At 54.5% G+C, this 255-nt stretch carries 1 rRNA gene; it reads right to left on the reverse strand.

Annotated features, from left to right (window positions below):
• A 23S ribosomal RNA gene (locus C7I36_RS17005) occupies positions 1 to 255 on the reverse strand; the annotation flags it as partial.

The following is a 255-nucleotide window of genomic DNA, read 5'->3' on the forward strand; positions in this document are numbered from 1 at the left end:
CCTTTCCCTCACGGTACTGGTTCACTATCGGTCAGTCAGGAGTATTTAGCCTTGGAGGATGGTCCCCCCATGTTCAGACAGGATATCACGTGTCCCGTCCTACTCGATTTCACAGCAAGAGCCATTTCGTGTACGGGGCTATCACCCGGTATCGCCGGCCTTTCCAGGACCGTTCCACTATCACTCAAGCTGCTTAAGGGCTGGTCCGCGTTCGCTCGCCGCTACTAACGGAATCTCGGTTGATTTCTGTTCCTC

Origin of the sequence: Zobellella taiwanensis (genome assembly GCF_003012795.1) — a bacterium.
Classification (GTDB): Bacteria; Pseudomonadota; Gammaproteobacteria; order Enterobacterales; family Aeromonadaceae; genus Oceanimonas; species Oceanimonas taiwanensis.